This window comes from Hymenobacter sp. AT01-02 (assembly GCF_000961955.2).
Taxonomy (GTDB): domain Bacteria; phylum Bacteroidota; class Bacteroidia; order Cytophagales; family Hymenobacteraceae; genus Hymenobacter; species Hymenobacter mucosus.
Window position 1 is genome coordinate 58,952 of the sequence record NZ_JZIR02000008.1, and the last position, 11,188, is coordinate 70,139.

The window sequence follows — 11,188 nt, forward strand, 5'->3', positions numbered from 1 at the left end:
GCTGATTCACCGATGAATCAGCCCCCAGCCCAGTTTTCTGTTGCGCCTAAGGAGATGTTGTACCGTATTGCTGAACTCGCGGACTGGCACCAAGCCCAACAAACGGGTTTCTTCGCCAGCGCTGACTTAGCTGCAGAAGGCTTCATTCATTGCTCCGAGAGGCTGCAAGTAGTAGAAACCGCACGTCGGTACTATGCCGGCCGGGTAGAGGTCGTATTGTTGGAGTGGGATGAAGATATATTGGCGGAAAGTGGGGTGCGCGTAGAGCGCGAGTGGGTAGCTAGCCGTCAGCAATGTTTCGCGCACGTGTTTGCGCCTGTGCCCCTCCGTGCTGTGCGTCGGGTGTGGGCTTTCTCCGTGCCCAGCAACGGCACCGCCGTACTACCCGCTGATATATAGGCTAGGAGGTAGCCACTAAGTAGCGCGTGCAATACTTACTACTCGCGCAACTCATCAGGCATAAAAAAGCCCCGCATGTGCGGGGCTTTTTCTTTACACAAAGTCGGCTAGCTCCAGCCACCGCTCGCCTTTCGAGTCAAGGTCTTGGTCGGTGCGTTTAAGCTGAGCAGCCCAGTCGGCTAGTTCTTGGTGGTTGCCCGTACCTGAGTTGAGCTTCTCAATAAGCTGCTGCTTGAGGGCCTCGAGTTGCTCGATTTCTTTCTCCAGGTTTTCGTACTCTTTCTTCTCCGCAAACGTGGCCTTGCGTTTGGGCGTGCTAGCTGACGCCGCCGTAGGAGCCGGGGTAGGCGGTGCGGCTACAGGGGCCGCCGAAGCAGTTGCCTTGGGCGGGCGAGCCGCCGTTTCAGCGTCTTGATCTTTCTGCCACTCCCGGTAGTCGGTATAGTTGCCGGGAAACTGCCGGATTTTTCCGCCGGGCTCCAAGGCAAATACCTGCTCTACCAGCGCATCCATGAAGTAACGGTCGTGCGATACAATGATCAGGCACCCTTGGAAATTAAGGAGGAAGTCCTCCAGAATATTGAGAGTGATGATGTCGAGGTCGTTGGTAGGCTCGTCGAGAATGAGAAAGTTAGGATTCTTGATGAGTACCCGCAGAAGTTGTAAGCGGCGCTTTTCGCCCCCACTAAGCTTGCTCACAAGCGTGTATTGCTGAGCCGGCGGGAACTGGAAGTGCTGCAAAAATTGCGAAGCCGTAACTTGGCTACCATCGGCCATTTCCACTACTTCGGCTACTTCCTTCACAATGTCAATCACGCGCTGAGAAGGGTCAAAGTCCAGTTCTGTTTGGGTGTAGTAACCAAATACCGTAGTTTGACCAGCATCTACCACGCCCGAGTCGGGCTGCAGTTTGCCGGTGAGCATGTTCAGCAACGTTGACTTACCCGCACCATTCGGGCCGATAAGCCCAATACGGTCTTTTTTCTTGAAAACGTAGCTGAAATCATTCAGCACCACCTTGCCCCCAAATTGCTTGTGCAGGTGCTCCACCTCGATAATTTTACCTCCTTGGCGGGTAGTTTTTACCGATAATTCTAGATCAGGGCCCTTGAGCTTGGTTTTGGCCTTCTCCTGCGTTTCGTAGAATGCGTCGATGCGAGCCTTTTGCTTGGTGCCACGAGCCTGGGGCTGGCGGCGCATCCATTCCAACTCTTTCCGCAGCAGATTGCGTGCCTTTTCAACCTCCACGGTTTCCATCTGTTCGCGCTCAGCCTTCTTCTCCACAAAATAGGAGTAGTTTCCTTGGTAGCGGTGTACGCGGCCTTGGTCCAGCTCCACTATTTCATTGGCTACGCGGTCAAGGAAATACCGGTCGTGGGTCACCATCAGCAGCGTGAGTGAAGGAGTTGCCAAGCGGTTCTCCAGCCACTCAATAGTAGCTAGGTCCAAATGGTTGGTGGGCTCGTCGAGAATAAGCACATCAGGTTCCTCAATGAGCACCCGTGCCAGCGCTACGCGTTTGCGCTGACCACCGGAAAGCTTGCTAACAGGCCGCTCCAATAGGTCGCCCAAAATTCCTAACCGCCCCAGGATTTGCTTTACTTGAGCATCGTAATCCCACGCATTGTAGGTGTCCATTAGCTCCATTACCCGCTGCAAGTCGTTGGGCGAATGGTTGGGGTCGTTTACTACGTGCTCATAGTCGCGGATGGCGGCCAAAGTGTCGTTTTGGCTAGCAAAGATGGTTTGCTCCACGTTCAGCGACTCATCGAACACGGGCTGCTGCCCCAAGAAAGCTACCCGGGTGTCCTTGCGCACGCTCACTTCACCGCTGTCTGGGGGCTCCAACCCGGCCAGAATGCGTAGCAACGTTGTTTTGCCCGAGCCATTAATGCCTACCAGCGCCACGCGTTGGCCCTGTTGCAGCCCAAAGTTCAGTTCCCGGAATAGCCACCGGTCGGCGTAGTTTTTCGAGAGATTCTCGGCAGAAAGCAGATTCATAGCTGCAAAGGTACTGCACTGGTTTCGCTCGTGGGCACTACTAGTTGATTATCCGCCGCCAGTACGCTGGTATAGCCTACACTGGTAAGCGCAGCGCCACAAGTGAGCCCGCTCTGTGGGGCTGAAGTTTTCAAATGTATAGGCCGGAAAAGAGAAGAAGTGAGGAGCCTCAAATAGCAATTGATAATGAACAGGTGGAGGTATTAATTGGCATGGGCCGGTTGGCAATGGGTAGGGATAGGTAAAATTGACAAGTAATAGAGAATCAGATGTGTCTTGCGATAGGTCATATTGTGCACTTGCAGGTGGGTAGTTCAGCGTAGACTGAACTCTGCCCTCATTAAGGTAGCGTAGTGGCACGGCAGAAGTTACAGCATAGCTTGCTAGTACATCAAGTGGATACGCTATCTGCGTGTACCTCCACCAAAAGTTGCCTGATTCTATAAGTGCTGCTACTATCACTAGTACAATAACTTGATTGCGTAGCCGCTCTCGTTGCACAGAATATTCTAAAGCTACACCGGCATAGAGCACTATGAAGGGCATAAAGAAATGCACAAGGCGACCATAGAAAACCATCTTATGTGCAAAGAAGCCTAGACTAGCATGCACTAGCCACCCAGCTACTACAGCTAGCCCTATAGCTTGAGATGCTGAAATCGGTTTAGTTAGAACGATGCCTACTCCTACTATGGCCCCGATAAGCAGTATCACGCCCAGTACTCCTTCTACATGCCAAACATATTTGGGTAAGAAGGAAAAACTCTCAGCAAAGTCGCCTTGTGTGGGGAGATAAGGGGGGCTCTGCAATGTGCGGAAATAGGAAATGTGACCGAAGCGTGTCAGCAGCTCTAGTGGGATAAATACTGTGCCTGCACCAACCCCGAAAGCTCCCATTGCAGCTAACCATTGACGACGCTTAGTTGCGGTCAACACTAATGCTGCTGGTACAATCAAACCGAAATAATAGCCTGGATAGGTAGCAAAAGCTACTAATGCCAATGTGCCCGCAACAAAACCCCGGCGGTGTGCACTCCACGATCTTGCTTTTGGAGCTGTTAGCAACACCATCAAGAGCAGGGTAATACCCAACGCCATATCATAGGGTAGGAGGTGCCGCACGTACAACTGTGTACTTCCCAATGAAGAGTACACAAGCACTACAGCCACTGCAACACGCCTTGTAAGCCATCGATGGGCGAGGTAGCCTAGCAATACTAGGTTGCATATAAGCACCAGCCAATTCATGAGTTGGGGCAACAGGAGAGAGAAGGGCGCGGTAACGGGCACTCCCCACACATTATGTAGAAGTACTTGCAAGCCGGCAACCGGCAACCGAAAAATAGCATCGGCCGGACGTCCCTGAGTATCTGCTAAGTGCAGACAGGCTTGCTCCGCATTACCACTCGCCAGTGCCTCTACTGCTTCTACAGATTGGAGATACCGCTCTTCGTCTGGAAAGGCCAACGCGCCACCATTTCGTAATCCATACAGGCGGACTAGTAAAATGAGTAGCAACAATACTCCAGGCCATACAAATTGGTGCCTAAAAAATTTTAACGACACCTTGCTGAACATAGATAGTAGATGAATTATTGCCTATACACGGATAGGTATTAGCAAGGTGCCAATGCACCCGCAAATAGTAGGTTACAGCCAGAAAACAGGTTGAGCTGAGAAGGGCTAAATCACCCGGACTCGGTCGCGGTGCGTGTCGTCGCGTAGTATTTCCAGGCCCCGGTAGGCTAGCGGCCGGCCGGTATTGTGCGTTAGGTCGCCGCCGTCAGCGTGCAAGTAGGCCACATCGAGCACTAGTTGCGTGTATTTCCGTTCGCCTAACTCAATGGCAACAGGGCGGCCGCGGCTGGAATCGAAAGCTGTCAGGGCCTGATCTATTTCCTCCAGAATCTTGCTCATGCGACCAATATAGGAAAATGGCTAAATCTGCACGTAAAGTACCACAAGAAGCGCGTAAGATGTAGACCAGCTCCAACGCGCGGTAGACGGACCAGAACCACTCACTCTCGCTCCTGCGCCCGCGTTATGTACCTTCGCCTCCGCTATGGTACTTACAACTCCTGACCTGACCTCCCGTCCCATTGGTGTATTCGACAGCGGCATCGGTGGCCTCACTGTGGCGCGGGCCGTCAACCGCGTACTTCCCCACGAGCGGCTCGTGTATTTCGGCGATACTGCGCACCTCCCGTACGGCGACAAAAGCACGGCAGCTATCCAGGCCTATTCCATTAAGATATGTGACCTGCTGCTCAAGCAGCAGTGTAAGGTTATTCTGATTGCCTGCAACTCGGCCTCGGCTGCCGCTTATGAACTCGTGCGCGAGTATGTAGGGTCGAAAGCACGAGTGCTTAATGTGATTGATCCTATTGTGGCGCACATTGGCCAAACGTACGCCGGCCGCACAGTGGGCCTCATCGGTACCAAGCAAACGGTAAACAGTAATGTGTACCGGAAGAAGATAGACGACCTGAATGCCGAAGTACAGTTGCAAAGTCTGGCTACCCCTCTCTTGGCACCTATGATTGAGGAAGGCTTCTTTGAGAATAATGTGAGTGACAATATCATTCAGTCCTATCTCACCAACCCTATACTGCAGGGAATTGAAGCCTTGGTATTGGGATGCACTCACTACCCCCTTATCAAGCAGCAAATTGCCGACTACTACCAGGGGCACACGGAAGTCCTAGACGCTTCTGATGTAGTAGCTGAGCACGTGCGGCGGTACTTGCTAGAGAATCAGCTGGCAGCGGCCGAAAGCCAAACAGCACCCATGCATCATTTTTACGTATCCGATTTCACGCGTTCCTTTGAGGAGAGCACCCGTATCTTCTTCGGTCAGGAAGTGCATTTGGAGCATTATCCCCTGTGGGAATAAGGCAATTTGTAGAGCCTACTCCGTAGTGGGTGACGACAGCTGATAGCCGTGGTAAAGGGCCTCGGTGCAACCATTTTTCTAGAAAGTAACATCCTACAGTCATTCGCTATGAACAAACCTTACTATCCTCTTGGTGATTGGCGCCGGAATGTGCTGCTGATAGCCGCGGCAGCCAGCTTCGGCCTAGTATTACCCGCTTGCTCCGGTGGATCGTCCGACGCTGAAACTGCAGCGGCAGGCGACTGGAGCAACGGGGATTCGTATTCTCAGGGCGTTTTGACGGAAATGACCGAGGTACAACCCGGGCAATGGAAGATTACAGCCGAGCGCCCCGCGGGCAAAGAGGAGGTCGCCGCCATCCTACATCACTTTGATGGGAAAGTAGATACGTTGCAAGGCCAAGCCCTGCAGCGTCAGATGCAGGATTATAGTCGGCAGCATACCGAAAACCGCGTAGGAGGCACTAGCATGATGGACGTGCTCATGTGGAGCGGTATCGGGTACATGGCCGGGCGTTTCCTTACCCCTCAGCCCTCTTATTATGCAAACCCAGGCGTTTTACAGCAGAATATGGGGTGGCGCGGCCGAGTGGCTCAGGAGCGGGACCAAGGCCGCGGATTCTTTGGCCGTGGGTTTTCGGGCAACCGTACTACTACTTCGTCCGGAATTAGACCTAGTAGTACCGTGACACGCAACACGGGTTATGGTCGTAGTAGTATTCGCAGCAGCGCCCCGCGCTCCAGCCGCAGTAGCGGATTTGGTAGCCGTGGTGGCAGCCGTGGATTTGGAGGCTAATTGACAGGAAGGAAATGAAGCAGATTCAACTATTACCATTAGCTGGTGATGTAGGGCCTGCGGTGCGGGCCTTGGGGTGGGAATGGGCCGTAGAAGATGCCTGCCAGCACTACGTAGCTCGCGAAGCCGTACAACTTCCTGAAGCCGCCGCCGACGAGCTTTTTGATGCTACCAACGCGCTATATGAGTTGCTAGTACAAAGCATCCCCGATCCTATTCCTGATGAGCTGCTCCGCACTTTCTGCATTCCAGAAAACCTGTGGGCTGCCGTGCGACACTCTTGGAACGACGAGCGTCATTGGCACTTGTATGGGCGGTTTGATATAGCTCAAACGCCTGAGGGGCCCAAGCTACTTGAGTTCAATGCTGATACGGCTACTAGTATTCCCGAAACAGCCGTGGTGCAGTGGGCCAGCTTAATGGCGGCCGGATTGGCCAATGAAGACCGCCAAGCCAACGGTCTGTTCGAAGGACTACAGGAGCAGCTCAACCGCTGGCGGGAGCTAAACGAGGATTTGGAGCCTACCCTGTTGCTGGTGCATTTACCTGATAGTGCGGAGGACGTAACGAATTGTGCCGTTGTAGCTGCCGCTGCGCAGGAAGTGGGATTCAGCTATGTGCATGTTTGCTCGGTAGACGCCATGCAAGTATCAGTAGTAGGGGAGGAGCGGGGAGTATGGGCTGAAACGGCACTAGGCCAGTGGCAGCGCTTTGGTTTTTTGTTTAAACTGGTACCCTGGGAGCTCCTGGCTGAGGAAGAACCAGATTTGACGGCCGACCTCACTCAACTCCTGCAGAGCCGTGATGTAGTCGTGGCTAATCCTGCTTACACGCTACTATTTCAAAGTAAGGCTATCCTGGCGTGGCTGTGGCAATGTTTTCCTCATCATCCACTCTTGCTAGAAGCGAAACTAGACAGCCCACTGCCAGGGCGTTGTGTACGTAAGCCGGTACTAGGTCGCGAAGGTCAAGATGTAGTCGAAATTCGCGAAGGAGTTGCTTTGCCTTCTACCGCTGGCGACTACGCAGAGCAGTTAGCTATCTACCAGACGTTTGCAGAATTGCCAGCCGACAGTGAAAACAGATTGTACCAAGCCGGTGTGTTCTGGACAGGAGAAGCGTGTGCAATAGGCTTCCGTAGAGCAGCCGGTTTTATCACGAACCTATCTGAGTTTGTGCCACATGTAGTATCCTAGTAGAAAAGCTCAAACATACCCCGCAACTAAAAAACTACGAAAATATTGTTATGGTCAGAAGGCTGTCCGGTATTACAAGCAGAATATAGGGATATATATTTTTATGATAAAAGGAAATAGGCGGGATAGAACTTAAACAAGCAGGGGCCCAAGGCCATATAAATTGCTAAGCAACACTATTTATAGCCGAGCTTCTAGTAAAAAGACATGCAGATACGTGAGTAATAGGCTCTAATAGCTACTGAAGTGATATAGATGTACAAGCACTATTTCCTGTGTAAATCCTACCAAAAACGTCTACAGTAAATCTATAACGAGGTAATGAGGATATATAGTATAATTTGTATTATCTAAATAATATGATTGTAATTTTTATTTTTATTCTACGTAAGGAACTATGCCCAGAAAGCATCAAATTTGCATGTTCTTTCGACAGTTGAGGGATAAACACGCTAGTCAACTAATTTAACAATAGGACACTACTGTATACAAGCTCATCATCTTGGCACGAAATATGACCACTGACGCGGCGTTTAGCTTGTACATTCGTATAAAATAAATCAAAAAATGACTAAAAAAAATACTAGTCTATTTGTTTTGTGCACACGTATGTGACCCTTGATAAAACTTCCCTAATTCCTTGGTGCCTACTGCTCAGACAAAGCAGAAACGCCATTAGCACTTTGTAAAACACTTCTTTCCATAACTCATGAAAAACAAATACTTGAGTAACCACAAGCGCGGCCATTTGAGTCGATTGTGGGTTCTTCTGGTAATGCTTTTAGCTTTGCCGAGCTTTGTGCAGGCTCAGATTACACCCAATCCTTCAACCACAGAGACTTCCCCAGATAGTTTTGGCGAAGTGCAAGTGGGCTTAACATCGTCGCCTAAGCAGTACTCCTTCACAGGTGCTAATCTAACCGGCAATATTACAGTTAGCTTTTCCAACGCCGCATCTTTTGAAGGTAGCACTGATGGAGGTACTTCGTATTCTAACTCTTTGACTTTACCTTCTGCAGGAGGTAACTTTCTCGTGCGTTTTCGTCCTTCTTCGGTAGGAGAGACAAATGGTCAATACATTCAGGCATTTGGGACAACGGGAGGAAGACAAGGAGGAGCAGTACAAGCATTTATAGATGTAAAAGGTACTGGTGTAGCAGGTACTCCTACTATCACGGTAAACCCAACCGCGCTGGGTTTTGGTAACCAAGTTATCAATACTACTTCTTCCTCTATGAGTGTAGCCGTTACGGCTACTTCCCTGACAGCACCTGTCGTTGTTACAGCTCCCACTGGCTTTTCAGTAAGTGCTACAGCCAATGGGACATATAACCAGACGCTTAGTCTAGCCCAAGATGGTAATGGTGCAGTAAACACTACTATATATGTAGCTTTCACGCCTACCGCTGCGCGGAACTACGTTGATGCTGTAACTTTCACCAGCCAAGGAGCAACTACTCGTAACGTAAGCGTTTCTGGTACAGGGGTGTTACCTCCTGCCAGCCTCTCGGCATCACCAAGATCCTTAAGCTTTGGTCAGCTTCAGGCTGAGCAGGTTAGTACTCCTCAGTCATTCACTGTAACCGGCTCAAACATAACTTCAGACGTTACAGTAACAGCTCCTAATGGCTTTGAGATTCGGGTAGGTACATCCGGTGCATTTGTTCAAACGGTAACCCTCACTCCGACGAACAACACTGTTAACACCGCACTGCAAGCTCGATTTGCTCCTGCTACTGGTGGTACCTATAACAGCAACATTACGATAGCAACAACGGGTAATGGCGGTGCTACTGCTCTAGTAGCCGTTACTGGTGAGGCTACCCCCAGACCTACTGGCCCCTTCATCTCAGCAAACCCTACTTCGCTAGATTTCGGTACTGTATCTAGCAGTGGATCTGCCCAAGTTCTTTCGTTTACGGTAAACGCAGGCAACTTAACTACTCCGTTAGTTCTGACTGGCTCAAGGTCTAACATTGTATTCCGCGACGCTACGGCTGGTGGTAACTTTACAACTGGCCCTCTAACTATTGCTCCTAGCAACGGTACCGTCTCACTACGCACTATCGAGGTTCAGTTGGCTGGTCGTATTGATGCAGGGCCTTTTAGTGGCGATATCACTGCTAGCAGCACAGGTGCTACAAACGTAGTAGTAACCATCTCTGCAAACAGTACGGGTAATAACTCGGTAATCAACGCTTCGGGCGTTCTTGCCCAGTTCTCCACTGTTCCTGGCGTTGCTTCCTCTGTGCAGTCTTATCTGTTGTCGGGAACAAACCTACTACAAGACATTACGGTTACAGCTCCCTTGTATTTCCAGGTATCGTTGGAGCCGAACTTCGTTGGAATTACTACAACTGGTAACTCTATCGTTGTTCCGCGTAATACCAGCAGCGGAGATGTAGCAGAAGTATCGGTGTACGTACGCTTTCTGCCAGATGCAGCTTTAACAACGTCTTCGTTGATTTTAAATGCAAGTGCTCCTGCTGTATCACAAGGTATTCCTGTTGCGGGTACCAGCGAGCCTTCTATTGAGTTGCTTAATGGCCTGCAAGAAATTCGCAACGTCATTGTTAACACTACCTCTGCCTCTCAGGCACTAATTGTCAATGCTCAGCGTGTTCTTCAACCGGTAGTTATCTCGAAGAGCCTAAGCACGAACCCGCTGAACCCGCTTGGAATTCAGCAGTTTGAACTGTCATTGGATAATGTGAACTTTGCGAGTACGGTAACTCTAACTCCGGACACAGTAACTTATACGATCAACCGGCCAGTGTATGTGCGGTACCGGCCTACTTACTTAGGTACTGCTCAATCGACGCTTCAGTTCCAGAGCAACGACTTCTCCAATAGATCTACGCAGAGCTTTGCTAGCAATGGCTTGCTTTCCGGTCGTTCCATCGATAATGAGCCAACTCTACGCAGCACTCCTACTGTATCTCGCACTGGTACAAGTGTAACGGTGTCATTTGCAGGGTTGCCTTCTGATTACGCTACGCAAGGGTACGGTGAAGGTCGTATCATTGTAGCCAGCACAAACCCCGAACTGGCAGCCAACAATCAGCCTCAGGATGGTAGATCTTACCAAACCGGTAACCAAGTTTACGGTCGTGGTGACCAGATCTTCGCTGGATACTATGTAGTGTACGCTGGTCCTAACCAGTCTACCGTAATCGAAGGATTTGATCCAGGGGTTACGTACTACTTCTATACTTTTGAGTACAACAACATTGACAACAACTTCAATGTGAGCGTACCCGGTGCTGAAAACTATCTGTCGCCGCCAGTGCCGAATACCATCCCTGGTGTTATTGCCCCAGGTACTCCCCTACCAGTAACGCTAGTATCTTTTGACGCTAAGCTTCGTAGTAATCAGGTTGCCATCACTTGGAAAACTGCTAGCGAGCTTAACAACAAAAGCTTCGAGGTGCAGCGTAGCAGCGATGCAAAAGCATTCGAAACGATTTTGTCACGCGAAGGCAAAGGCACCACAAATACGGCTACTAGCTACAACGCTATTGACACCAAGCCTTTGGCTGGTACTTCGTACTACCGCTTGAAGCAAATTGACGTGGATGGTACTACCCACTATACGGCTCCGGTAGCAGTAACCAACATCAATGGTGTGGAGGCAGTAATGTATCCTAACCCAGTAGAGAATGTACTCACCATCCAGTTAGGTGCTTCCACGGAAGCTTGAACGCCGTTATCACCGACATGACAGGTCGTATAATTCGTACTCAGAAACTAGGCGCCAATGGCGAACTCAATATGAGCGAACTGCAATCTGGCTCTTACTTGGTATCAGTAGGAGAAGGTGATGCAAAAGTTACTCGCCGCATCGTTAAGAAATAATCCTTCGGGTTTATAAGTTGAAAAAGGCCTCCTGAATTCAGGAGGCCTT

9 protein-coding genes are annotated in these 11,188 nt (G+C 50.4%); 6 read left to right on the forward strand and 3 right to left on the reverse strand.

Translation table 11 applies throughout. The annotated features are described in order from the left end of the window. The first annotated feature begins 12 nt into the window (after window positions 1–12). Window positions 13–399: a DUF952 domain-containing protein gene (locus tag VI25_RS03395; protein WP_082455381.1), complete on the forward strand. Its 387-nt coding sequence runs from the start codon at window positions 13–15 to the stop codon at window positions 397–399. Window positions 400–492: 93 nt separating this feature from the next. Here the strand turns inward: VI25_RS03395 and VI25_RS03400 are convergent, their stop codons facing one another. The 3 genes from VI25_RS03400 to VI25_RS03410 form a co-directional block, all read right to left on the reverse strand. Then, window positions 493–2,400, reverse strand: coding sequence for an ABC-F family ATP-binding cassette domain-containing protein (locus tag VI25_RS03400; RefSeq protein WP_045688971.1), 1,908 nt, complete (start codon window positions 2,398–2,400; stop codon window positions 493–495). A gap of 48 nt (window positions 2,401–2,448) precedes the next feature. Further along, complete coding sequence (locus VI25_RS03405) at window positions 2,449–3,498, reverse strand: hypothetical protein (RefSeq protein WP_161806864.1); 1,050 nt, start codon at window positions 3,496–3,498, stop codon at window positions 2,449–2,451. 585 nt (window positions 3,499–4,083) lie between these two features. Continuing rightward, on the reverse strand, window positions 4,084–4,317 hold the full coding sequence (locus tag VI25_RS03410; RefSeq protein ID WP_045688969.1) for a hypothetical protein: 234 nt from the start codon (window positions 4,315–4,317) through the stop codon (window positions 4,084–4,086). Window positions 4,318–4,462: 145 nt separating this feature from the next. On the opposite strand from VI25_RS03410, the gene murI reads away from it, so the two are divergent. The 5 genes from murI to VI25_RS28775 all read left to right on the forward strand — a co-directional run bounded on the left by murI (window position 4,463) and on the right by VI25_RS28775 (window position 11,139). Then, window positions 4,463–5,293, forward strand: coding sequence for a glutamate racemase (gene murI, locus VI25_RS03415; protein WP_089332757.1), 831 nt, complete (start codon window positions 4,463–4,465; stop codon window positions 5,291–5,293). Between the two features lie 108 nt (window positions 5,294–5,401). After that, complete coding sequence (locus VI25_RS03420) at window positions 5,402–6,088, forward strand: hypothetical protein (protein WP_052695284.1); 687 nt, start codon at window positions 5,402–5,404, stop codon at window positions 6,086–6,088. 14 nt (window positions 6,089–6,102) lie between these two features. Beyond that, window positions 6,103–7,284, forward strand: a complete 1,182-nt coding sequence (locus VI25_RS03425; RefSeq protein ID WP_045688968.1) for a glutathionylspermidine synthase family protein — start codon at window positions 6,103–6,105, stop codon at window positions 7,282–7,284. 709 nt (window positions 7,285–7,993) lie between these two features. Next, window positions 7,994–10,984 (forward strand): beta strand repeat-containing protein, encoded by a 2,991-nt coding sequence (locus VI25_RS03430; RefSeq protein ID WP_152981476.1) that lies wholly within the window; start codon window positions 7,994–7,996, stop codon window positions 10,982–10,984. 17 nt (window positions 10,985–11,001) lie between these two features. Continuing rightward, window positions 11,002–11,139: a T9SS type A sorting domain-containing protein gene (locus VI25_RS28775; protein WP_152981477.1), complete on the forward strand. Its 138-nt coding sequence runs from the start codon at window positions 11,002–11,004 to the stop codon at window positions 11,137–11,139. The last annotated feature ends 49 nt before the right edge of the window (window positions 11,140–11,188 follow it).

Bases quoted from the DNA above. Each gene is read 5' to 3' on its own strand.
- VI25_RS03420 (WP_052695284.1), top strand. From the start codon at position 5,402: ATGAACAAACCTTACTATCCTCTTGGTGATTGGCGCCGGAATGTGCTG.
- VI25_RS03395 (WP_082455381.1), top strand. From the start codon at position 13: ATGAATCAGCCCCCAGCCCAGTTTTCTGTTGCGCCTAAGGAGATGTTG.
- VI25_RS03400 (WP_045688971.1), bottom strand. From the start codon at position 2,400: ATGAATCTGCTTTCTGCCGAGAATCTCTCGAAAAACTACGCCGACCGG.
- VI25_RS03425 (WP_045688968.1), top strand. From the start codon at position 6,103: ATGAAGCAGATTCAACTATTACCATTAGCTGGTGATGTAGGGCCTGCG.
- VI25_RS03430 (WP_152981476.1), top strand. From the start codon at position 7,994: ATGAAAAACAAATACTTGAGTAACCACAAGCGCGGCCATTTGAGTCGA.
- VI25_RS03410 (WP_045688969.1), bottom strand. From the start codon at position 4,317: ATGAGCAAGATTCTGGAGGAAATAGATCAGGCCCTGACAGCTTTCGAT.
- murI (WP_089332757.1), top strand. From the start codon at position 4,463: ATGGTACTTACAACTCCTGACCTGACCTCCCGTCCCATTGGTGTATTC.
- VI25_RS03405 (WP_161806864.1), bottom strand. From the start codon at position 3,498: ATGGCGTTGGGTATTACCCTGCTCTTGATGGTGTTGCTAACAGCTCCA.
- VI25_RS28775 (WP_152981477.1), top strand. From the start codon at position 11,002: ATGACAGGTCGTATAATTCGTACTCAGAAACTAGGCGCCAATGGCGAA.